Origin of the sequence: Haloplanus natans DSM 17983, assembly GCF_000427685.1 — an archaeon.
GTDB lineage: Archaea > Halobacteriota > Halobacteria > Halobacteriales > Haloferacaceae > Haloplanus > Haloplanus natans.
Window position 1 is genome coordinate 2148800 of sequence record NZ_KE386573.1, and the last position, 21345, is coordinate 2170144.

A 21345-nucleotide genomic window follows, 5' to 3' on the forward strand; every position below is an offset into this window, starting at 1 on the left:
GGGGATTTATGAGTCACGAGCCCGAAGCGTGTGGAATGGCAACGAACAGCACATCCGGGAGCACGGCGCTCGACCGGCTTCGACGCCGGTACGAGACGACCGAGAAGAAATGCCCGGCGTGTGGCTACGTCGACCACGGCGCCAACTGGACGAGCCGAACGGATGGGAGGCGGGTCGTCTACCGGCACGTCTGTCCGTCCTGTGACGCGAGCCGCGAACACACGTTCCGGCTACGCTGAGACGGGTCGTGGCCCGGTGAGCCGCCGACTCGCCGGTACCGATGTGCGACGGTCAGACGGACAGCCGCGCCATCTCGTCGTCGGTGAGATCGATGGCGGCGGCGGCGACGTTCGATTCGAGGTGATCGACACTGGACGTGCCGGGGATGGGGAGGATCACCGGCGACCGGGCGAGGAGCCACGCGAGCGCCACCTGCTGTCGCGTGGCGTCGTGGGCGGCTGCCACGTCGTCTATGACCGTCGCCGTCCCGTCGAGGCTGCCACCGCCGAGCGGGAAGTACGGCACGAAGCCGATGTCCTCGTCCTCGCAGACGTCGAGGACGTCGTCGTGGGTGCGCTCGGCGACGTTGTACTCGTTTTGAACCGTGGCAATCTCCACGACATCGCGGGCCTGCTCCAGCTGCTCGACGGAGACGTTGCTCACGCCGACGTGGCGGACGAGGCCACGATCCTTCAGATCCGCGAGCGCCGCCATCGACTCCTCGATGGGCACGTCGGGGTCGGGTGCGTGATACTGATACAGGTCGATCGTATCGACGCCGAGACGGTCGAGACTGCAGAGGGCGGCGTTGCGCAGGTACTCCGGGTCGCCGTGGCGGAGCCAGTTCCCGTCGGGCGAGCGCAGGAGACCGCCCTTCGTGGCGACGACGGCGTCGTCCGGAACGTCGGCCTCGGCGAGGAGGCGTTCGCTGGTGCCGGGACCGTAGGCGTCGGCGGTATCGACGAAATCGACGCCGAGTTCGCGGGCGCGGGCGAGGACGCGATGGGCCGCCGCCGGATCGTCGGGGGCGCCGAGGATTCCCGATCCGGTGATTCGCATGGCCCCGAACCCGAGGCGGTTGACGGGCAGGTCGCCGCCGATGTCGAACGTATCGCCGATGTCGTCGAGCGAGTCCATACTTGTCGTTGGCCGGCCAAGAAGTAGAATCACTCGGGTGGCGGCCGTCGGAACTCGACGGTGACCTCCGTCCCCCGCGGATCGTTATCGCGCACCGAGACGTCGCCGCCGTAGTGGTTCATAAGCGTCTTCACGAGGGCGATACCCCGACCCTCGCCGGATTCGATGGCCGACCCGAAGAGGTGCTCTTTCACGTCGTCTCGGATTCCGGGTCCGTCGTCGACGATGTGGACGGTGACCGTCCGTGGGTGGCGTTCGGCCGTGACGGTGACGGTCGGCTCCGGTCCGTCGTGGTGTTGAACGGCGTTCTGGAGGAGGTTGGCGAAGACGGCCGAGGCGGCGCCGGTCGCCATCACGTACAGTTCGGACGGTACGTCCACCTCGAACGTCGCCGTCTCGTGGGTCGAGCGGGCGTCCTCGACTTCCCGGAGGAGCACCGTCGAGACGTCCGTGGGCACCGGCGCGTGCTCGCCGGAGAAGAGGTCGGCGAGTTGTTTCATGTCGTCGATGAGTGAGGCGATAGCGTCGCTTCGGCGTTCGATGGGAGCGAGGAACTCGTCCGGTTCGTCGCGTCGCTGGGCGAGCAACGTCGTATAGCCCTGGATGACCTGCGCCGCGTTCAACACGTTGTGTCGGAGGTGGCTGTTCAGAAAGACCAGCGCGTCGCGGCGGTGGTCGGCCTCGCGGGCCGTCCGGGTCGCCCGGGCGTAGTAAACGCCGGCGACGCCGCCGCCGATGCCACCGCCGGACCCCATGACGATGAGGGTGAAGGCCGCCTCGCCGACGACCCGCCCCTCCGCGAGACGGAGGCCGACCGTCAGCGCCGCCAGGGCGACGAATCCGATCATGCCGCCGAGACACCAGCGGACGACGGTCCACGTGCCGGCGACCGGAAGGTCGCTGTCGGCGAGCCAGTGGCTCAAGCCGAGCAATCCGACCGATAGCAGGAGGCAGACGCCGAGCGAGACGGCGGGGAAGAGCCTCATTCCGAGCGTCTCCACGTCGCGAAAGAAGTTGGCGAGCGAGACGACGGCGACGGCACCGCCGAGTATCGCGATCAACGACGGGGCACGGCCAGCGAGCCGCCGTTCCCACGCCGGTACGTCCATATCCGACGATTGGCAAGCATATACAAAACGGTTGGCCACAACGTCCGACGGACGGCTGACAGCGTGGTGGTCGACAGAGGAGACGACTGTAGGGCGTCCGGTGTCCGTCGACGGCACCCGGCCGAATCGGCGAGGCCCGACGACGACTTCGGGACCCCCTCTCGGTCGACGACGGCGACGGCGAGCCGAGAGGTATACCCCTCTGGGTGCCGAATTCCGACCATGCCCGTAACGCCGACGAGTCGGAACCGACTCGACGAGGAGGCCAGCCCGTATCTGGAACAGCACGCGGACAACCCAGTCAACTGGCAGCCGTGGGACGAGACGGCGCTGTCGGCGGCGCGCGAACACGACGTGCCGATCTTCCTCTCGGTTGGCTACGCCGCCTGTCACTGGTGTCACGTGATGGAGTCGGAGAGCTTCCAGGATGACGAGGTGGCGACGGTCCTCAACGAGCGGTTCGTCCCGATCAAGGTGGACCGCGAGGAGCGCCCGGACGTGGACAGCGTCTATCAGACCATCTGTCAACTCGTCTCCGGGGGCGGCGGGTGGCCGCTCTCGGTCTTTCTCACCCCCGAGGGCAAACCCTTCTACGTCGGGACGTACTTCCCGCGGGAAGCGGGGCGCGGCCGGCCGGGGTTTCTGCAGCTCCTGAACGACGTGTCGCAGTCCTGGGAGACGGACCGCGACGAAATCGAGAACCGCGCCGATCAGTGGACGGCGGCGATCACCGACGAACTCGAATCGACGCCCGAGGACCCGAGCGACCCGCCCGAATCCGACGTGCTGGAGTCGGCGACGGCGGCGGCGGTTCGAAGCGCCGACCGGAGCCACGGCGGCTTCGGTTCCGGCGGCCCGAAGTTCCCCCAGCCACGCCGTCTCGATCTGTTGCTCCGGGCGTCGATTCTGGACGGCGACGAGGCGGCCGGCGAGGTGGCCGAGAGCGCCCTCGACGCGATGGCGGCGGGCGGCCTCTACGATCACGTGGGCGGCGGCTTCCACCGCTACGCCACCGACCGCGAGTGGACGATCCCCCACTTCGAGAAGATGCTGTACGACAACGCGGAACTGCCGCGGGTCTACTTCGAGGCCGCGGCGGCGACGGGGGCGGATCGCTACGCCCGCGCCGCGAGCGAGACGGTCGCCTTCCTCGAACGCGAACTGCAACACCCCGAGGGCGGCTTCTACAGCACGCTCGACGCCCAGAGCGCCACCCCCCCGTCACGACTCGGCGAGAGCAGTGAGGCCGAAGACGAGGAGGGAGCCTTCTACGTCTGGACGCCCGGAGAGGTGCGGGCGGCGATGGGCGACGAGCCAATTGACGGCGTCGACCCCGAAACGGCGGCCGATCTCTTCCGTGACCGCTACGGTGTCACTGACGGCGGCAACTTCGAGGGCGGGACGACGGTTCTCACCGTCACGACGAGCTACGGGGCACTCGCCGACGAGTACGACCTGTCGGTCGAGACGGTCGAACGCGTCCTCGTGGCGGCCCGGACCCGCGCGTTCGACGCGCGGGCCGACCGGCCACGCCCCGCACGGGACGAGAAGGTGCTCGCGGGGTGGAACGGCCTCGCCATCTCGGGGATCGCCACCGGGGCGCGAACGCTCGATCCGGCGCTCGTGGGGACGGCGGCCGACGCACTCGAGTTCGTTCGTGAGCACCTCTGGAACGAGGAGTCGAAACGGCTCTCGCGGCGGTACAAGTCCGGCGACGTACAGGTCGACGGCTACCTCGACGACTACGCCTTCCTCGCGCGGGGGGCGTTCGACTGCTATCAGGTGACCGGCGAGGTGGACCAACTCGCCTTCGCCGTCGACCTGGCCCGGACCATCCGGGCGGAGTTCTGGGATGACGAGGCCGGGACGTGCTACTACACGCCGGCGAGCGGCGAGGGGCTGGTGACCCGGCCACAGGAGCTGAACGACCAGTCGACACCGTCGAGTCTCGGCGTCACGGCCGCGCTGTTCGACGAACTCGATCTCTTCGTTCCCCACGAGGAGTTCGGATCGATCACGGAGCGGCTACTCGCGACCCACGCCGACCGCATCCGGGCGAGCCCGCTCCAGCACGCGTCGCTCGTGCTCGCGGCGGACGCCCACGCCCGCGGCCCGGTGGAGTTGACACTCGCGGCCGACGAGGTGCCGGCGTCGTGGCGGGAGACACTCGCCGACCATCCGCTTCCGACGGCCGTGATCGCGCCGCGGCCGGCCGACGACGCGGCCCTGGAGCCGTGGCTCGACGCGCTCGGTATCGACGAGGTGCCGCCCATCTGGGTGAACCGAGCGGCGGAGGGTGGCGAGCCGACCGCCTACGCCTGCCGTGACTTCACCTGCTCGCCGCCGCAGACGGATCTGGACGCGGCGCTCGACTGGCTAGAGCGCTAGTCGTCGGCGTTCGCGGACGCCACGGCGGCCGCGATGCGCTCGGCCAGATACGCGGCGATACCATCGGGCTCCGCCTCGACGAAGCGGGCAATCTCCTCGCCATCGCGCTCGACGACGACGGTCGGGATGAACTCGACGCCGTACTCGTCGACGCCCTCGCCCCGCTTGTCGTCGTCGACGGGAAACTGCTCGATTCGGTCGGCGGGGACGCCGGCGGCGTCGAGGGCGGCGGCGAATCCGGGGAGTTGCTCCCGACAGTCGCCACACCAGTCCGCACCCCAGACGAGGTACGTCAGGCCGTCACGGCCGAGCGGTCCGAGCACGTCGTCGTCGCCGCTCCAGTCGGCCGGATCCATGGATTCCAAGGACATGGCGGAGGATACCACGGCCGAGGATTTACGCGTTCCGCCCTACCGCCACCGGATCAGACGGCGCAGGCGGGAGGCGATACCCAGGTCGCGTTTGGCCATGATGACCTGACCGTCGGCTTCCCGGCCGACCGTCTCGGGGATGGCGCCGAAGACGAGTTGCTGGAGGACGCCCTCGCGGGTCGCGCCGATAATCGTCACGTCGTAGTCGGCGGAGGCGTCGACGATGGCGTCGGCCACGTCCCCGGCCTCGACCAGTCGGGTGTCGTAGTCGACGCCATCGAGGAGTCGGCCCGTCTCGTCAAGCGAGACTTCGGCGAGTTCGTGGCCCTTGCGGTCGTCGGGGTCGACGACCTGGAGGACGGTGATGGTCGCATCAGTCGTGTGGGCTATGGCGCGAGCGACTTCCGCGGCGTAACGGGCGTGCGGACCGCCGGCGGTCGGGAGCAGGATGGATTCGAAGTCGCCGTCGCCGTCACCGAAGCGCTCGACGAGTACGTCACAGTCGGCCTCCCGAACGACGGTGTCGACGGTCGTGCCGACGACCACGTCGCGCCGCCGCGTCTTGCCCTCGTGCCAGCCGAGCAGAACCGCGTCGGAGTCGTGCTGGGTGATCGTATGGAGGATGGCCCGGTCGACGTGGTGACCGACGCGGACGATGCCGTTGACGGGGACATCGGTGTCGCCACCGCCGGCCTCGACGGCCATCGCGCGTTCGAGCACCTCGCGGCGCTCGGTCGCCCGTTCGTGCCCCTCCGAGAGCGGCGTCTGTTCGGGGAGCGCGACGACCGAGAGGACGAGAATCTCGCCGCCCTCGTCGGCCGCGATGTCCCGCGCCGTGCGTATGAGCCGTTCGGCGTGGTCGGGATTGGCGATGGGGACGAGAAGCTGGTAGTCGCGGTCGGCCGGGTGTTTCTCGTGGACGACCGTCGGCGCCTCGCGCTCGAGGGCTTCCTCGGAGGTAGCGCCGATGAAGGCGAACCAGACGCCGATCCCGATCACTTCCGCGAGGAGGCCGAAGACGAACGCCCCGGGTTCGACGTTGACCAGCAAGACGAGATTGGCGAGGATGGCGACGACCGGGACGGCCGGGACGCCTGGCACCTCGAACCCGCGGTCGAGATCCGGGTATTTCCGTCGGGACCGGATGACGGCGAGGTTCACGACGACGAGGCCGGTCAGGAGCATGAAGTCGGCGAAGTGGGCGATAGCCTCGATCCCCATGTGGAACGCGATGACGCCGGTGTGGATGGTCGTCGTCCCGAACAGCAGGCGCGGGACGACGGTGAAAAAGAAGATGAAGAAGGCGATCAGACAGCCGGTGAGGAGGACGGACCAGTACGGCGTGTTGAAGGAGTCGTGGAGGCTCTCGAAGCGGTCGGGGAGATGGTCGCGTCGACTCATCGCGAGTTTGACGCGCGACCCCGCGAGGACGGTGGCGTTTGCCGCCGATAGCATCGAGAACAGCGCGCCGACGATGATGACGTAGAAGCCGACGTTGCCGAGATAAAAGGAGGCGGCGTATCCCATGGCGAGTTCGCCGTTGTTGGCGATGAACGACTGGGCACCGGCGGTGTCGGCGACGCCGTCGACGACCCGGACGAGCAAGTCGAGATACGCGGGGTTGTTGATCGCGAGCGTCACCACGACGACGACGAGGGCGTAGACGACGGTGACGAAGCCCATCGAGAAGAAGATGGCCCGCGGGACGTTCCGGCCCGGCTCCTCGATTTCCTCGGCGTTGGTCGCGATGGCCTCGAAGCCGAAGAAGGTGATGAACACGAGCGCGGAGGTGAGGCCGATATCGCGGTACTTGGTGAGGTTGTCGGTGACCGACTGCTGGATAGTCGCCGCATCGAACGCCTGCAGGCCGCCGTAGAGGAAGACGATGATGAGGACGACTTTCAGGAGGGTCACGATGATCTGGAACTGTCCCGACTCCTCGGTCCCTTTGAGGTTCAGGCCGACCAGCAGGCCGAGGATGACGAGCCCCGAGATCCAAAACGGGAGCGCCTCACCCAGACCGCCCGCGACCAGCGGAACGATGAAGCGGTCGAACCAGTCGGAGAAGGAGGCGAGATAGAAGGCGGCGCTCGCGGGGTAGCCGAGGATCATCGACCACCCGACGACGTAGGTCAGATCGGAGTCGAAGGTGTTGGAGACGTATGCGTACCCCCCGCCAGATTCGGGGTAGATCGAGGCGAATTCGGCGTACGCGAAGGCGGTAAAGGAGGCGACGATCGCCGCGATGACGAACGCGACGATGGCCATCGCCCCGACGTTGCTGACGGCGAGCCCCGACAGGACGAAGATGCCCGCCGCGATCATCGTCCCGACGCCCAGCGCGATTGCACCGACGATACCGATGTCGCGGTCGAGTTCCGTCTCGACGCTTGTCCCCTCTTCGGCACCCATGCGCACTGGCACTGGGCCGGAGAACCAAAAACCCCGCCGCCGAGTCGCTACCTATTCGTACACGGCGCGCCCTCACTCGACAGCGCGATGGTCGAGGAACCCGACGCCAACCCGTACGTACACGATCCGGACACGTCGTTCGCGCCGGCCGACGAACTGAGCGAGGACGAGGCCCGCGACCAGGTGTCCGACCTGCGTGTGGCCGTCGAGTATCACGACTACCGCTACTACGTCGAGAACGATCCGGTGATCGCCGACCGCACCTACGACGAACTGTTCGAGCGCCTGCAACGGCTGGAGGACGCGTTCGACCTGCACGACGAGAACTCGCCGACCCAGCGGGTCGGCGGCGAACCCCTGGACGAACTGGAGACGGTCGGCCACGTCGCGCCCCTGTTGAGCCTGCAATCCTCCGGCGACAGCGAGGAGATTCGGGCGTTCGACCGCCGCATCCGCGACCGGGTCGGCGACGTCGACTACTCGGCCGAACCCAAGTTCGACGGCTTCTCGATCGAGGTGGTGTACGAGGACGGCGCCTTCGACCGCGCCGTCACCCGCGGCGACGGCCGCGAGGGCGAGGACGTGTCCGCGAACGTCCGAACGATCGGGAGCGTGCCCCTGCATCTCCCGGCCCCAGCCCCCGAATTCCTCGCCGTCCGCGGCGAAGTGTACATGCCTCGATCGGGGTTTCAGGCGCTGAACGAGCGACGGATCGAACGCGGCGAGGACCCCTTCGCCAACCCGCGCAACGCCGCCGCGGGCACCGTCCGCCTGCTCGACCCCGAGACGGTCGCTGGCCGTCCGCTGGAGGTGTTCTTCTACGATGTGATCGACACCGACGCCGACCTCGGCACCCAGACCGAGGCGTTCGACCTGCTCTATGACCTGGGATTCCGCGTCAACGACGAGACGACCGTCGTCGACGACGTGGACGCGGTGATCGACTACCGCGACCGACTCATGACCGAGCGCGACGACCTGGAGTACGAAATCGACGGCGTCGTCGCCAAGGTGGTCGATTTCGACGCCCGGGAGGAACTGGGGTCGACGGCGCGTCATCCCCGGTGGGCTTTCGCCTACAAGTTCCCCGCTCGCACCGGCGAGACGACCGTCGAACGCATCGTCGTGCAGGTCGGGCGGACGGGGAAGCTGACCCCCGTGGCGCTCCTCGATCCCGTAGACATCCAGGGCGTCACGATCAGTCGTGCGACCCTCCACAACGCCGCACAGGTGCAACGCCTGGGCGTTCGAGAGGGCGTGACCGTCCGACTCGAGCGAGCGGGGGACGTGATTCCGGAGGTGACCGAGGTGGTCGACGGCGAGAAGCGACGCGCCTCGGGCGACCGGACGGGGTCGGACGACGGTCGGCCGGCGGCCGGCGAGGGCGGCTTCACGATGCCCGACACCTGTCCCGTCTGTGACGGGGACGTAGTGCAGGAGGGCGAACACCACTACTGCACGAACGCGTCGTGTCCGGCCCAACTGCGCCGCTCGCTCCAGCATTTCTGCTCGCGGGACGCCATGAACGTCAAGGGGCTGGGCGCGGCGGCCGCGGACCAGTTGGTCGAGGCGGGCCTGATCGAATCGCTGGCCGACCTCTACGACCTGGAGCGCGACGAACTCGCCGCACTTGATGGGTGGGGCGAGACCGCCGCCGACAACCTGCTCGCGGAACTGGAGGCGAGCAAGGACGTGCCGCTCGGCACGTTCATTTACGCGCTCGGCATCCGCCACGTCGGGACGGAGCGGGCGCGGGCGCTCGCCGCCGCCTTCTCGCTCGACGACCTGATGGACGCGGGCACGGAGGCGCTACGCTCGGTGGAAGACGTGGGGCCGGAGGTGGCGGCGGCCGTCGCCTCCTACTTCGACGAAGCGGAGAACGTCGAGACGGTCGAGCGACTGCTCGATGCGGGCATCGAGCCCGAACGGCGGGAACGCGGCGCGGAGCTCGACGGATTGACCGTCGTGTTCACGGGGAGCGTGCCGGGCTACACCCGATCGGAGCTGACGGAGTTACTGGAGACCCACGGCGCGTCGGTTACGTCCTCGGTCAGCGGCGAGACGGACTACCTCGTCGTCGGAGAGAACCCGGGGACACGGAAACGAGAGCAGGCGGCGGCCGAAGGTGTCGAGACGCTCGATCCCGAGGCGTTCGAGGAGCGCATCCTGTCGCGGCTGTGACGGCGGACTGGATGCTCGCCCGTCGCGTCCGTCGGCCGTGGGCGGTTTCACCCTTCGACGCTCGAACCGGAGACGGCGTCGGACGAGTCGGGGCGGCGCCGCTTCCATCACCGATTTAGGCGCCGCCCGCCAATCGGCAACCAATGCACGACAGCATCCTCGACGCCATCGGGTCGCCCCTGGTCCGGGTCGACTCCCCGCCGGGAACGACCGTGGCGGCGAAAATCGAGTCGAAGAACCCGGGGGGCTCCGCGAAGGATCGCCCGGCGAAGGCGATGATCGAGGCCGCGGAGGCGGCGGGCGAACTCGAACCCGGCGACGCCATCGTCGAACCGACCAGCGGCAACACGGGCATCGGCCTCGCCGTCGTCGGCGCCGCCAAAGGCTACGACGTGACGCTCGTGATGCCGTCGTCGAATTCGCCGGAGCGCCGGCGGATCATGAAAGCCTACGGCGCGGACGTGGAACTCGTCGACGGCGAGATGAACGCCGCGAGGGCGCGGGCGGACGAACTGGCGGCCGAGGGGATGGTCCAGATGCACCAGTTCGAGAACCCCGCCAATCCCGACGCGCACTACGAGACGACGGGTCCGGAAATCGTCGAACAGGTGGGCGACCGCACCGTCGACGCGCTGGTCTGTGGCGTCGGCACCGGCGGAACCATCTCGGGCACGGGACGGCGGCTGAAGGAGGCGTTTCCCGATATCGAGGTGGTCGGCGTCCAGCCCGACACCAACCAGTTTCTCACCGGCAACCCCGGCGCGGACGACTTCCAGGGCATGGGACCGGGCTTCGTCGCCGAGAACGTCGATACGGATCTGCTCGACGACGTCGAGAACGTCTCGCTTCCCGCCGCGGAGGCGGAGTGCCGGCGTCTCGCCCGCGAGGAAGGAATTCTCGTCGGCCAGTCGAGTGGCGCGTCGAACGTCGGTGCGAAGCGGGTCGCGGCGCGACTGGCCGAGGAGATGGACGACCCGCTGGTCGTGACGGTGTTCTGGGACAGCGGCGAGCGGTACATGTCGACCGGACTGTTCGACTAGGTGACTACCCGCCGAACTCGCCGTCGGTCACGCGAACGACGAGCGTGTCGTCCACGTCCCGCAGGTCGTACTCCGGGACCGCACCGTCGACGCGGGTGGCGTACATCGGCTCGACGAGCGTATCGTCGTCGACCCCGTGAATCCGGAGGTAGGAATCGGTCGCTTCGGGTGGCCGGTCGCCGTCGCGGACGCGTTCGGCCAGGTCACGGGAGAGCCACTCCTCGGTCGAGATGCTGGGTTCGCGCACCAAGGCGAACTCGGTAAAGCGGACGAGATACCAGTTCAGGTCGTTCAGAAGGGAGACGGCGGCGCCGAGACTGACGGTGTCGACCGCGACGGTGTTGGTGAAGGGTTCGTGGAGGTCGTACGTCGCGAGCGCCGCCCGCGCCGTCTCGCGCGAGAGGAGTTCGTACCGGAGGTCGACGCTCTCGGCCCCGACCAGACACACCTGCGTCACGGACTGTGGATCGGCCGGCGGACCTAAAGCGGTTGCGCCGGAGGGTCGACCACTCGAAGGTCGTCCGCGGCGGCCGCAGCCCGATCCAACAGGTCGTCGGGTTCGGCCGCCTCGACGCCGTCGAGCGTCGCCCTCGTCTCCGGGAAGGAGGGAGCGAGACGCTCACAGCCGACGGGAATCGAGGAGTCGTCGTCGGTACCGATGGCGCGCGCCCGGTCGACGATAGCGGCCTTGTCCCACGTGAGGAGGGGTCGATGGACCGGCAGGTCGACCGCCGCGTCGGTGACGGCGAGGTTGGCGGCGGTCTGACTCGACTTCTGTCCCAGCGCTTCGCCGGTGACGATGCCGACCGCCCCCTCGCGGTCGGCGACCGTTTCGGCGGCCGTCAGGAGCGCGCGGCGCCACGAGAGCATGCGGGTGTCACCCACCTCGTGGTGCAGCGTTTCGGCGAGCGGACCGCCGGGGACGACCCGGAGTCGGCAGTCGAAGTTGGGCGCGTAGCGGGCGAGTCGTCGGACGGTCGCGACCGCCCGCGCCTCGTGATCCGGGCCGCCGTAGTCGCCGGGGGAGACGTAGACGGGACGGATCGGTGATCCGCGGCGCATCGCTTCGTAGGCCGCGACGGGGGAGTCGTGGCCGCCGCTGACGAGGGCGACAAGCGGGTCCTGCGTCCCGAGTGGGAGGCCGCCCGGGCCCGCGTGGGTCGTCGCCGCGACGTACGCGTCGTCGCCCCGCACCTCGACGTGGTAGGTGCGGTCGGGGGCGTCGAGATCGACCGTCGCGTCGACCACGTCGCCGACGGCGCGTCCACCGACGCGCTCGATGTCGCGGCTGGAGAAATCGTGGTCGTCGGCGTCGCCGGCGCGGCGGGCGCGGACGGCGTAGGTGCCGGTCGTCGGCGCGTCGCCCGCGAGGGTGGCGAGGGTCCGGGTAACGGCGTCGAGGTCGGCCGGCCGGGACACGGCGGGACGCGCCCAAACGACGCCCATCGCGTCGGCGGCGACGCGGGCGGCGCGGTCGGCGGCGGCCGTGTGAACGACGATCCGCGCCCACTCGGCCTCGACCGCCGCGTCGACGCCGCGGGCGTCGAGGAGGGCGGCCACGTTGTCCCGGAGGCGACGCGTCATCTTGCCGCGGACCTCGCGGCTCTTGATGCTGAGATCACCGAAGCTGACGAGAACGGTGTCGGGCGTCGCGGGCGGGGCGGAGGCGTCGTCCACGGTCGGGGGGTGTAGGTCGACGGGGGATTATAGCCGTTCGGTCATAGGATTATCGTAGCCAGCCGGAGGTCCAGCGATCCTCGACTGACCGTAGTCTCCGATTCGGACGAACCCGAATCTATGAACAGCGACGATACTCCCTATCAGAACGTCCGGAGGTCGCCGTCGATCACGTCGCGGGTCACGTCGGTGACCGCGGCGAGTTCGCGCTCGACGATAGCCTGGATGTCGGTCTCGATGTCCGCGAGGTCGACGGTGTCGTCGGTGACGACGAAGGCGTCGGCGACGTGTGGCTGGTCGATGGGGCGGCCGATCTGTGAGAGCAGGCGCACTCGCAGATCGCGGATAGCGTGCACCTCGGCGACGACGGCCTCGGCGATGCGCGTGCTGAGGAGGTTGTAGATCTTGCCGATGTGGTTGACGGGGTTCTTGCCGCTGGTGGCCTCCATGCTCATCGGCCGGTTGGGGGTGATGAGGCCGTTCGAGCGGTTGCCACGGCCAACGGAGCCGTCGTCGCCCTGTTCCGCGCTGGTGCCGGTCGTCGTCAGATAGATGGCGCCCTCGTCGTAGTCGTCGGCGGTGTTGACCTCGACGGTGACGGTGCGGTCGGTGTGGGATTCGGCGAGGTCGGCCACGGCCTCGCGGACGTTCGCCACGGCGTCGCGGTAGTCGTCCATGCCGTCGAGATAGGTGTCGATCATGGCCGCGGCGACCGTGAGGTCGATGTGATCACCCTCGCGTTTGCCCATGATCTTCACGTCGGGGCCGAGTTCCGGGTTCTCGTCGGCGTAGGGACCGTTGAGATACTCCTCGGTTTCGAGGACGATCCGCTCGGTTTCGGTGAGGGGCGCGTGCCCGACACCGAAACTCGTGTCGTTGGCCATCGGGACGGCGGCGCCGTCCTCGCCGAAGACCGTCTGGAGGTCGCCGCTCCCTTCTCCGAGGCGCACGTCGACCACCACGTCGGTCCCGAACTCCAGTTCCGGGACGACCTCGGCGAGGTAGTCGCGGGCGGCCGCAAGCGCCACCGAGTCGACGGGGAGGGTGTACTCGGTGCCGTCGTCGGCCGTGTACTGTTTGGTCGCACGGCCGACGAGGAGGACGTAGATCGGTTCGACGACCTCGCCGCCGCCGAACGCGGGGGCGGCGCTGCCGGCGGCCAGTTGTGTCTCGTCCGTGTTGTAATGAAGCACCTCGCCGACGCGGTCGAGATAGAGGTTCGAAAGCGCGCGGGAGACGCGTTCGGCGATCCCGTCACAGAGGGAGTCGGGGTGACCGATCCCTTTCCGCTCGACGATTTCTACCTCCTGGTCCTCGACCGCGCGCCGGTCGACGGACTCGATACGGATGTTCCGATCGCTCATCGACGGACGTTCTCGCCGCCGGGTGCTATAACTTGCGGAAACCTTTCGTGGCCATAGTATTACTCAGAAGAATCGAGGAGGAGGCCGAGATACGACGTTCGGATCTGTTCGTCGGGGTCGAGGCCGAGGTCACGGAGACGGTCGATGGCTCCCTCGCGGACCGCGTCGACCGCCGATTCGGGCGCCTCGCGCTCGATTTCGACGAACTCGCCGAGGTCGGAGACGGTGTCGAGGGTCACGGTGTAGCCGCCGAGGGCGTACCGTTCCCGCTCCTTTTCGACGACCGCGGCGGGCGAGAACCCGAGAGCGTCCAGAACGTCGTCGAACCGGTCGGCATCCGCGACGCCCGTCTCGATCTCCTCGCGGGTTTTCGACGCGTCCTCGATCAGGGGACCCTTGTAGGTAACCCGGGCCGTCGACTCACCGTCGCCGATCCCGTCGGACTCCAGCCGGATGCGGAGCGCCTCGTCGGTTGCGGCGAAATCGCGGTGCGGGGCGTCGTAGTAGGTGTCGACCTGCGTGACGCTCCCGACGTACTCCGCGCCGAGGGCGTCGAGGCGCTCCCGGACCGCGTCGTGGCTCGCCCGAACCTTCAGTTCGACTTCGTACATATCCGTCGCGTCGCGGGCGGGCGGCAAAAGCGCCCCGGACGAGCCGAAACGCGAAACGTGATTCTTAAGGGTCGCACGGAAGTTGTAAGGTGTATGAGTGACGAACAGGCCGAATCGGCTGACGAGCCGGTCGACGCCGACGCGGCCGATGACCCCGAAGCGGAGCCCGAAACCGAGGCGGAGACCGAGGAGCCGTCCGGTCTGCAGGACGGCGACTTCGTCCGGATCAACTACACCGTCCGCACCGTAGACGACGAGACGGTCGTCGACACGACCTACCAGGAGGTCGCCGAGGAGGCGGGCATCGACGACGAGGACCACGAGTTCGGTCCCCGGACCATCGTCGTCGGCGCCGGGCACGTCTTCGAGGCGGTCAACGACGACCTGATCGGGAAAGCGGTCGGCGACGAGTCGACCGTCGACATCGACGCCGTCGACGCCTTCGGCGAGTTCGACCCCGACGACGTACGCACCGTCAGCGCGGGGAAGATCGGCGAGGACGACCGCTACCCCGGTGCCCACGTCAACGTCGACGGCGAGCAGGGTCACGTCGAGACGATCATCGGCGGACGCGCCCGCGTCGACTTCAACCACCCCCTCGCCGGCGAGGACCTCGAGTACGACTACGAAGTCGTCGAGGTCGTCGACGACCCCGAGGAACAGGCCAAAGGGCTGCTCGGGATGTACCTCGACCACGCTCCCGAAGTCTGGATCCAGACCGACGAGGTCGAGGAGGAAGTGCAGGTCGAGGTCGAACCGGACGACGAGGACGAAGACGCCGAACCCGAGTACGAGACGGTCGAGAAGGAGACGCTGTACATCGAGGCCACGCCCCAGATGACGATGAACCAGCAGTGGCTCTTCCAGAAACAGCAGATCGCCCAGCAGGTCATGGACCGACTCGACCTCGACCGCGTCATCGTCCAGGAGACCATCGACGGCACGGGCGGCATGATGGGCGGCATGGGCGGTATGATGGGCGGCATGGGTGGCGCCGGTGGCGACGATGTCGAGGAGGCTCTCGAGGACGTCGACGTCGACGCCGACGAGATCGTCGAGGAACTCGAAGAGGATCTCGAGGAGTAACCTCCGCGACCCCCTCCCGACGCGCATTCGATTCATGAACGTTCCCGACACCGTCGCGGCCGACCTGCGTGTCGCGGCCGTCGCGGCGGGCTGTACCGTCGCCCTGTCGCTCGCGTTACGCTACGGTCTCGACGTGTCGGTCAGCCCCCTGCTCCGACTCTCTCCCATCGCCGTCTACTTCGGCTACCTGTTTCTGGGCAAGGGGTCGACCGGAAGTTCGTTCGAGAACCCGCGGCTCTGGATGCTGCTGACGGTCGTCGTGGCGGTCGGGACGGGCGTCTACGCCGTCGTGTAGGTCAGTACCGGTGGTCCGCCGGACCGCCCCGGTGAACAGTTACGATAACCCGTCTCATAGTGTTTATTGTAACTGGTTACCGGCGGGTCGCCGGAACGGGTCGGCGACCCGCCCGTACTGACTTCCAATAACCACTATCAGGCGATGTCGCGGCTGGTGTCGATGGTGACGCCGTCGGTGAGTTTGAGTTTGATCGTCTCCTCCAGCGCGCTCCCGCCGCGGAACTTCGGGACGGCGAGGCGGTTGACGATCTGAGAGCCGCTCGTATCCGTCTGTAAGTCGAACACCACGTCGGCCATGTGTTCGGTGAGCCGGCGGTTCGCGGGCGGATCGCCGTGCATCGCGTGTAACACCGCGATAGAGCCCGTGTTGACCATGTGCGTCTGGAGTTCGTTGAGGAAGGCGCGATACCGGGTCGAATCGGCCTCCTCCAGCGGATCGACCACGTCGATGAGGAGGTTCGAACTCTCCGGGAGTTCGCGCACGAGGCGGGTGGCGTTGTCGATCGGCGGGTAGTCGCCCGCATCGCGGATCGTCAGTCGCCCCACGCCGCCGCGGTACCGCTCGATGGCGTCCCGAATCGCCTCCTCGGACCGGACCGTCGTCACGTACAGCGTCCCCCGAGCGGCCGCAATCTCGTACAGTAGCGACTCGGACTGGCTGGCCGGATCGGCGCTCAGCAACAGGATGCTCCCCGGCGGAATCCCGCCGTCGAGTTGCCTGTCGAGGACGGAGATACCCGTCGGCAGACGGTCCGCCATGGCCAAGCCGTTCGTGACGCCTCATAATATGTCTTCTCCCAGACGCGCGGCGAGGCGGTGGTAGGCGGCACTGACGGCCTCGTCGGCGAGGATCGGCGCGTCGGCGGGCGGTATCGACGCGACCACCGGGCAGTCAAGCAGGTCGACGACGGCGTCCGGCGCCGACCGCGTTCGTGTCAACACCACGCCACAGGGTGCGGCGTCGAGGGTGCGGGCCATCGCCGCCGTCTTCGCCGCGTCGCGGAGTGCGGGCGCACAGAGGGTCGTGACCAGAAGCGTCGCGTCGGCGGCACGGAGCGGTGCGGCCGCGTCCGGACCGGCACCGGCGGGGCAGTCGACGACCGCCCGTCGGCCGCTCCGGGCCAGCCGATCGAGCGAGCGGTCAAGCCTCTCGGCGTCGTGGACCCGTGGCGCGGGGAGGACCGTCACTCCGGCCGCCTCGGGGTGGGACTGTGCGACGGTCGCCGGATCGCGGTCGTCGAGCGAGGTGAGCGTCGGTTCGCGGTCGACGCCTGCGAGGGCGTGCAGATCCGGCATATCCGGATCGGCGTCCGCCGCGACGACCGGTGTGTCCAGCGCGGTCGAGAGGCCGAGCGCCGTCGTCGTCTTTCCCACTCCCCCTTTGCCGCCGGCGATAGCGAGCATGGGGCTGGGTGGCCGCCCAACCGGCTATGAATCTAGTCCTGACAACACCCGCCCGCTTCCCCACCGAAGTCGACGGAGAGCGGATCGGAAATCGCCCGGTTGACATCCTCGAGTTGGCTCTGAAGCGCCTCCTGGGCGTTCAGATACTCCTCCATGACGGGCATCGAGTGGAGGTCGTTCTGGGCCGTCTGGAGCTTCGCGACGTGTTCCTGGGTCGCCTGCCCCGTCTCACGGGCCGAGACGAACTCGTCGCGGAGGCGCTCTACCTCCGCGATCTTCGCCTGCGCGTCGTCGTCGTTCTGGACGGCCGCGCGCGCCTCCTCGAACCGTTCGTAAGCCGGCGTATCCGCGATGGCTTCGCCGAGTTCACGGCCCATCTCCGCTAGCTGCGACACCTGCGTGCTCATACGCCCCCTTACCGTTCCGATCGCTTCAATTTGCCGTCTCCGGGTGCCGGTGCCCGCCCGATCGCACCACAGTCGTGCGACCGAGCGTACGGACGCTACTACAGGATTTATCACGCCCACTGCCGTGACGCCGGTATGGAAACCGACGTACGGATCGGGGTCGACGTGGGCGGCACGTTCACCGACGTGGTCGTCGCCGACGGCTCCGGGCTCACGATGTGCAAGGTGCCCTCGACGCCCGAGGCCCCGGACCGGGGCGTCCTCGACGGCCTCGACGTGGCGGCCGACCGGGCCGGCTTCGCCCCCGCCGACGTGACCGCCTTCGGCCACGGCACCACCGTCGCCACGAACGCCTTGCTCGAACGCGAGTGGGCAGAGACGGCGCTCGTGACGACCGAGGGCTTTCGCGACGCCGTCGAAATCGGCCGCCAGACCCGGCCGGATCTGTACGACCTGCGAGCCGAGAAGCCGGACCCCGTCGTCGAACGCGACCGCCGGTACGAGGTGCCGGAACGCCTCGATCGCCGGGGCGAGGTCGTCGAACCGCTCGACGAGGACGCCGCCCGCGCCGTTGCCCGTGCCGTCGCCGACGCGGGCGTCGAGAGCGTCGCCGTTGCCTTCCTCTTTGCCTTCGAGGACGACGCCCACGAGCGACGGATGCAGGAACTCCTGCGCGAGGAGGGCGTCGACTGCGAAGTATCGCTGTCGAGCGACGTGCTCCCCGAGATCAAGGAGTACGAACGCACGCTCGCGACGAGCATCAACGCCGCGCTGAAGCCGGTGATGAACCGCTATCTCGGTCGCCTGGAGTCGGGCGTCGCGGATGCGGGCGTGCCCGCCGACGTGAAGGTGATGCAGTCGAACGGCGGCGTGGCGTCGGCGGCGGTCACGCGCGAGCGGCCGGTGAATACCCTGCTCTCGGGGCCGGCGGCCGGCGTCCGCGGCGCCGCCCACGTCGCCGGCGAGAGCGGCGTCGACGACGTGCTCACGATGGACATGGGCGGCACCTCGTGTGACGTGTCGCTCGTGCAGGACGGCGACCCCGTCGTCACGACGGAGGGCCAGGTCGGGGAGTACCCCGTCACCGTCCCGATGGTCGACGTCCACACCATCGGCGCTGGTGGCGGCTCCATCGCCTGGGTCGACGAGGGTGGGAGCCTCCGCGTCGGCCCGCGATCCGCGGGCGCCGACCCCGGCCCCATCTGTTACGGGCGCGGAGGGACCGAACCGACGGTTACCGACGCCCACCTGTTGCTCGGGCGGATCGACCCCGGTTCCTTCTTCGAGGGCAGCGCCGACGAGGCAGCGGTCCGCGAGGCGATCCGGGAACGGGTCGCCGACCCCCTCGATCTGAGCGTCGAGGCGGCCGCACAGGGCATCGTCGACGTGGCGAACGCGAACATGGAACGCGCCCTCCGTGTCGTCTCCGTCGAACGCGGCCACGACCCCCGAGACTTCTCACTCGTGGCCTACGGCGGTGCCGGGCCGCTCCACGCCGCCGAACTCGCCGCCGAACTCGACGTGCCCGAAGTCGTCGTCCCGCGGTCGGCGGGCGTCCTCTCGGCGCTCGGTCTCCTCATCAGCGACACGGTGTACGAGGAGGGCGTCTCCGCGGTCCGGCCGTGGGCCGGCGTCGACCCCGCGGCCCTGACCGAGCGGTTCGAGGCGATGGCGGCGGAGGGGCGGGAGCGACTGGCGGCCGACGGCTACCCGCCCGCCCGCCGGCGGGTCGAGCGCGCGGTTGATCTCCGATATCGGGGCCAGTCGTTCGACCTCCGGATCCCAATACCAGACGGCGACCTCGACGCCGCGGCCCTCGCCGCCGCCGCCGACCGCTTCCACGAGCGTCACGAGCGTCGATACGGGCACGCCTCGCCCGACGAACCGATCGAACTCGTGACGATACGGCTGCGCGCCCGCGGCGTCGTCGACCCGCCCGCGCTGTCGATGGCGACGGGAGCGGCCGAGGCGACGCCGCGGGCGACGCGGCCGGCGACGTTCGACGGCAAGACGGACGCGACGCCCGTCTACGACCGCGAACGGCTGGGGCCGGGCGCCGCGTTCGACGGCCCCGCGGTGATCGAGGGCGTCGAGAGCACGGCCGTCGTCCCGCCGGGAGCGGCTGCACGCGTCGACGACCTGGGGAACGTGGTGATCGAGCCATGAGCGAGGTCGATCCGGTCACGCTCGAAGTCCTGCGCAACGCCTGCGTCGCGGTGGCCGAGGAGATGAACGCGACGCTCGTGCGGACGAGCTACTCCCCCAACATCAAGGACCGCCGCGACTGCTCGTGTGCGCTGTTCGACGTGGGCGAGGGCGAGGCCGCCACCGCGGAGATGATCAGTCAGGCCGAGAACATCCCGGTTCACCTGGGCGCGATGCCGTACTCCGTCGCGGCGGCCATCGAGGCGTTCCCGCCCGCGGAACTGGAAGACGGCGACGCCGTCCTCCTGAACGACCCGTTCCACGGTGGCGCCCACTTGCCCGACATGACGCTCGTGACACCCGTCTTCGTCGAGGGCGAGTTAGTGGCCATCGCGGCCAACCGCGCCCACCACGCCGACGTGGGCGGCGGCCGTGCGGGGAGCGTCGCCGCCGACTCCACGGAAATCTACCAGGAGGGCCTTCGCGTCCCGCCGGTGAAACTGTACGACGGCGGCGAACCGGTCGAGGCCGTCTTCGACCTCCTCCTGACGAACGTGCGGACGCCGAAGGAGCGTCGGGGCGACTTCCGCGCCCAGCGGGCGGCCAACCGGACGGCGGTCGAGCGGGTTCGGGACCTGGCCGACCGCCACGGCCTCGATACGCTCCGAGCGGCGACGACGGAGATCAAGGCCTACGCCGAGCGGCGGATGCGCGCCGAAATCGACGACCTCCCGGACGGCACCGTCCGGTTCACGGATTACCTCGACGACGACGGGCAAGGCACCGAGGACGTTCGGATCGACGTGGCGGTGACCGTCGACGGCGACGAACTCGTCGTCGACTTCGACGGGACGAGCGAGCAGGTGCCGGGCGCGATCAACGCCCCCCTCGCCGTGACCGCCTCGGCGACGTACTACGCTGTGCGCTGTGTAACCGATCCGGACGTGCCGCCGAACGCGGGGACGTACCGCCCGATCGATATCCGGGCGCCGGAGGGGACGGTCGTCAACGCGCAACCACCCGCCGCGGTGGTCGGCGGCAACCTCGAAATCTCCCAGCGAGCGACCGACGCCCTCCTCGGCGCGTTCGGCGAGGAGGCCCCCGAACGGTCCGTCGCCGCGGCACAGGGGACGATGAACAGCGTCACCTTCGGCGGGACGAGTCGGGACGGAGAGCCCTTCGCCTTCTACGAGACCATCGGGGGCGGCTACGGTGGGCGGGCGGGCGCCGACGGGATGGACGGCGTCCACGCCCATATGAGCAACACGCTCAACACGCCGGCGGAGGTGCTCGAAACCGTCTATCCCGTCCGCGTCCGGCGCTACGAATACCGCCCGGATACGGGCGGTGGGGGCGAGTTCCGTGGCGGTCTGGGCCTCCGCCGCGATATCGAAGTGCTCGAAGACGGCGTTGCTTTCAGCCTGCTGGCGGATCGGCGACGACACCCGCCGTACGGCCTCGCGGGCGGCGAGGCGGGCGCACTCGGTGAAGACTACCTGACGCGGGCGGGCGGCGATACCGAACGGATTCCGGGGAAGTCGACACACGACCTGGACGCGGGCGACGTGGTGAGCATTCGGACGCCGGGCGGCGGCGGGTTCGGCGATCCGGCCGACCGCGACCCGGACGCCGTGGCTCGGGACCTGCGTTTCGGAAAGGTGTCGGCGGACGCCGTCCGGCAGGTGTACGGGCTTGACCCGTCGGAACTGTGATCGC

Annotated in this window: 19 protein-coding genes; 8 read left to right on the forward strand and 11 right to left on the reverse strand. The window is 68.9% G+C overall.

Annotation, left to right across the window (positions count from 1 at the left end; genetic code table 11):
* Nucleotides 1-35: 35 nt before the first annotated feature.
* Nucleotides 36-239, forward strand: a complete 204-nt coding sequence (locus tag HALNA_RS13140; protein WP_049936801.1) for an HVO_0649 family zinc finger protein — start codon at nt 36-38, stop codon at nt 237-239.
* A 52-nt stretch (nt 240-291) separates the two neighbouring features.
* Here HALNA_RS13140 and HALNA_RS13145 read toward each other — a convergent pair whose 3' ends face one another.
* Together HALNA_RS13145 and HALNA_RS13150 are read right to left on the reverse strand one after the other, a co-directional pair.
* Complete coding sequence (locus tag HALNA_RS13145) at nt 292-1137, reverse strand: aldo/keto reductase (RefSeq protein ID WP_049936802.1); 846 nt, start codon at nt 1135-1137, stop codon at nt 292-294.
* A 29-nt stretch (nt 1138-1166) separates the two neighbouring features.
* Nucleotides 1167-2246, reverse strand: coding sequence for an ATP-binding protein (locus tag HALNA_RS13150; RefSeq protein ID WP_049936803.1), 1080 nt, complete (start codon nt 2244-2246; stop codon nt 1167-1169).
* Nucleotides 2247-2468: 222 nt separating this feature from the next.
* Here HALNA_RS13150 and HALNA_RS13155 point away from each other — a divergent pair, with 222 nt between their 5' ends.
* Nucleotides 2469-4634, forward strand: a complete 2166-nt coding sequence (locus tag HALNA_RS13155) for a thioredoxin domain-containing protein (RefSeq protein WP_049936804.1) — start codon at nt 2469-2471, stop codon at nt 4632-4634.
* On the opposite strand, the gene HALNA_RS13160 is transcribed toward HALNA_RS13155, so the two are convergent.
* The gene (locus HALNA_RS13160) at nt 4631-5005 is read right to left on the reverse strand and encodes a thioredoxin family protein (RefSeq protein ID WP_049936805.1); all 375 of its coding nucleotides are present in this window, start codon (nt 5003-5005) and stop codon (nt 4631-4633) included. The two genes, HALNA_RS13155 and HALNA_RS13160, sit on opposite strands and share 4 nt — an antisense overlap.
* A 39-nt stretch (nt 5006-5044) precedes the next feature.
* Nucleotides 5045-7417: an amino acid permease gene (locus tag HALNA_RS13165; RefSeq protein WP_049936806.1), complete on the reverse strand. Its 2373-nt coding sequence runs from the start codon at nt 7415-7417 to the stop codon at nt 5045-5047.
* 87 nt (nt 7418-7504) lie between these two features.
* Here HALNA_RS13165 and ligA point away from each other — a divergent pair, with 87 nt between their 5' ends.
* Both ligA and HALNA_RS13175 read left to right on the forward strand, forming a co-directional pair.
* Nucleotides 7505-9598 (forward strand): NAD-dependent DNA ligase LigA, encoded by a 2094-nt coding sequence (gene ligA / locus HALNA_RS13170; RefSeq protein ID WP_049936807.1) that lies wholly within the window; start codon nt 7505-7507, stop codon nt 9596-9598.
* Between the two features lie 143 nt (nt 9599-9741).
* Entirely contained in the window at nt 9742-10638 is an 897-nt protein-coding gene (locus HALNA_RS13175) for a PLP-dependent cysteine synthase family protein (protein WP_049936808.1), read from the forward strand.
* Between the two features lie 4 nt (nt 10639-10642).
* Here the strand turns inward: HALNA_RS13175 and HALNA_RS13180 are convergent, their stop codons facing one another.
* From HALNA_RS13180 to cyaB, 4 genes are all read right to left on the reverse strand, one after another.
* Nucleotides 10643-11095 (reverse strand): DUF5804 family protein, encoded by a 453-nt coding sequence (locus tag HALNA_RS13180; RefSeq protein ID WP_049936809.1) that lies wholly within the window; start codon nt 11093-11095, stop codon nt 10643-10645.
* A gap of 23 nt (nt 11096-11118) precedes the next feature.
* Nucleotides 11119-12315 carry a tRNA sulfurtransferase gene (locus HALNA_RS13185; RefSeq protein ID WP_049936810.1) on the reverse strand — a complete coding sequence of 399 codons (1197 nt, stop codon included), beginning with the start codon at nt 12313-12315 and terminating at the stop codon, nt 11119-11121.
* Nucleotides 12316-12458: 143 nt separating this feature from the next.
* A complete protein-coding gene (locus HALNA_RS13190; RefSeq protein WP_049936811.1) occupies nt 12459-13679 on the reverse strand; it encodes a methionine adenosyltransferase in 1221 nt (406 codons plus the stop codon).
* Between the two features lie 59 nt (nt 13680-13738).
* A complete protein-coding gene (gene cyaB / locus HALNA_RS13195; protein ID WP_049936812.1) occupies nt 13739-14290 on the reverse strand; it encodes a class IV adenylate cyclase in 552 nt (183 codons plus the stop codon).
* 93 nt (nt 14291-14383) lie between these two features.
* On the opposite strand from cyaB, the gene HALNA_RS13200 reads away from it, so the two are divergent.
* On the forward strand, nt 14384-15376 hold the full coding sequence (locus HALNA_RS13200; RefSeq protein WP_049936813.1) for an FKBP-type peptidyl-prolyl cis-trans isomerase: 993 nt from the start codon (nt 14384-14386) through the stop codon (nt 15374-15376).
* Nucleotides 15377-15410: 34 nt separating this feature from the next.
* Entirely contained in the window at nt 15411-15671 is a 261-nt protein-coding gene (locus HALNA_RS13205) for a hypothetical protein (protein ID WP_049936814.1), read from the forward strand.
* Between the two features lie 137 nt (nt 15672-15808).
* Here HALNA_RS13205 and HALNA_RS13210 read toward each other — a convergent pair whose 3' ends face one another.
* Genes HALNA_RS13210 through HALNA_RS13220 form a run of 3 tightly spaced genes read right to left on the reverse strand, consistent with a single transcriptional unit; the run spans nt 15809 to nt 17484 of the window.
* A complete protein-coding gene (locus HALNA_RS13210; protein WP_049936815.1) occupies nt 15809-16432 on the reverse strand; it encodes an RAD55 family ATPase in 624 nt (207 codons plus the stop codon).
* Nucleotides 16433-16453: 21 nt separating this feature from the next.
* A complete protein-coding gene (locus HALNA_RS13215; RefSeq protein ID WP_049936816.1) occupies nt 16454-17077 on the reverse strand; it encodes a MinD/ParA family ATP-binding protein in 624 nt (207 codons plus the stop codon).
* Between the two features lie 32 nt (nt 17078-17109).
* Nucleotides 17110-17484 (reverse strand): YlbF family regulator, encoded by a 375-nt coding sequence (locus HALNA_RS13220; protein WP_049936817.1) that lies wholly within the window; start codon nt 17482-17484, stop codon nt 17110-17112.
* 135 nt (nt 17485-17619) lie between these two features.
* Here HALNA_RS13220 and HALNA_RS13225 point away from each other — a divergent pair, with 135 nt between their 5' ends.
* On the forward strand, nt 17620-19650 hold the full coding sequence (locus tag HALNA_RS13225; protein WP_049936818.1) for a hydantoinase/oxoprolinase family protein: 2031 nt from the start codon (nt 17620-17622) through the stop codon (nt 19648-19650).
* The gene (locus HALNA_RS13230) at nt 19647-21341 is read left to right on the forward strand and encodes a hydantoinase B/oxoprolinase family protein (RefSeq protein WP_049936819.1); all 1695 of its coding nucleotides are present in this window, start codon (nt 19647-19649) and stop codon (nt 21339-21341) included. The genes HALNA_RS13225 and HALNA_RS13230 overlap by 4 nt, the downstream gene beginning before the upstream one ends.
* Nucleotides 21342-21345: the final 4 nt, after the last annotated feature.

Excerpts from the sequence above, each read along its gene's own strand:
- HALNA_RS13140 (WP_049936801.1), top strand. The coding sequence starts at position 36 with ATGGCAACGAACAGCACATCCGGGAGCACGGCGCTCGACCGGCTTCGA.
- HALNA_RS13145 (WP_049936802.1), bottom strand. The coding sequence starts at position 1,137 with ATGGACTCGCTCGACGACATCGGCGATACGTTCGACATCGGCGGCGAC.
- HALNA_RS13150 (WP_049936803.1), bottom strand. The coding sequence starts at position 2,246 with ATGGACGTACCGGCGTGGGAACGGCGGCTCGCTGGCCGTGCCCCGTCG.
- HALNA_RS13155 (WP_049936804.1), top strand. The coding sequence starts at position 2,469 with ATGCCCGTAACGCCGACGAGTCGGAACCGACTCGACGAGGAGGCCAGC.
- HALNA_RS13160 (WP_049936805.1), bottom strand. The coding sequence starts at position 5,005 with ATGTCCTTGGAATCCATGGATCCGGCCGACTGGAGCGGCGACGACGAC.
- HALNA_RS13165 (WP_049936806.1), bottom strand. The coding sequence starts at position 7,417 with ATGGGTGCCGAAGAGGGGACAAGCGTCGAGACGGAACTCGACCGCGAC.
- ligA (WP_049936807.1), top strand. The coding sequence starts at position 7,505 with ATGGTCGAGGAACCCGACGCCAACCCGTACGTACACGATCCGGACACG.
- HALNA_RS13175 (WP_049936808.1), top strand. The coding sequence starts at position 9,742 with ATGCACGACAGCATCCTCGACGCCATCGGGTCGCCCCTGGTCCGGGTC.
- HALNA_RS13190 (WP_049936811.1), bottom strand. The coding sequence starts at position 13,679 with ATGAGCGATCGGAACATCCGTATCGAGTCCGTCGACCGGCGCGCGGTC.
- cyaB (WP_049936812.1), bottom strand. The coding sequence starts at position 14,290 with ATGTACGAAGTCGAACTGAAGGTTCGGGCGAGCCACGACGCGGTCCGG.
- HALNA_RS13200 (WP_049936813.1), top strand. The coding sequence starts at position 14,384 with ATGAGTGACGAACAGGCCGAATCGGCTGACGAGCCGGTCGACGCCGAC.
- HALNA_RS13205 (WP_049936814.1), top strand. The coding sequence starts at position 15,411 with ATGAACGTTCCCGACACCGTCGCGGCCGACCTGCGTGTCGCGGCCGTC.
- HALNA_RS13210 (WP_049936815.1), bottom strand. The coding sequence starts at position 16,432 with ATGGCGGACCGTCTGCCGACGGGTATCTCCGTCCTCGACAGGCAACTC.
- HALNA_RS13215 (WP_049936816.1), bottom strand. The coding sequence starts at position 17,077 with ATGCTCGCTATCGCCGGCGGCAAAGGGGGAGTGGGAAAGACGACGACG.
- HALNA_RS13220 (WP_049936817.1), bottom strand. The coding sequence starts at position 17,484 with ATGAGCACGCAGGTGTCGCAGCTAGCGGAGATGGGCCGTGAACTCGGC.
- HALNA_RS13225 (WP_049936818.1), top strand. The coding sequence starts at position 17,620 with ATGGAAACCGACGTACGGATCGGGGTCGACGTGGGCGGCACGTTCACC.
- HALNA_RS13230 (WP_049936819.1), top strand. The coding sequence starts at position 19,647 with ATGAGCGAGGTCGATCCGGTCACGCTCGAAGTCCTGCGCAACGCCTGC.